At 66.8% G+C, this 259-nt stretch carries 1 protein-coding gene; it reads left to right on the forward strand.

The window, feature by feature from the left end:
- Positions 1–259 (forward strand): enoyl-CoA hydratase/isomerase family protein (locus CVH10_RS22000; protein ID WP_146143272.1); only part of this gene is annotated, 259 nt, incomplete at both ends.

Raw genomic sequence — 259 nt, forward strand, 5'->3', positions numbered from 1 at the left:
GAGCTGGCGCGACGACGCGGCCGTGCGCTCCGTGCTGGTCGATCATACGGGCGAGCGCGGCTTCTGCGCGGGCGGCGACATCCGCATGATCGCAGACAGCGGGGCGAGCGATGGCGTCGATGCGCGGGCCTTCTTCAAGGCGGAGTATCAGCTGAACGCGCTGATGTTCGGCTATCCCAAGCCGATTACGGCCATTGTCGACGGCATCGTCATGGGCGGCGGGGTCGGGATTTCGGAACCGGCGGATGTCCGTATCACC

It is taken from the genome of Halomonas sp. ND22Bw, from assembly GCF_003011945.1.
GTDB lineage: Bacteria > Pseudomonadota > Gammaproteobacteria > Pseudomonadales > Halomonadaceae > Halomonas > Halomonas halophila.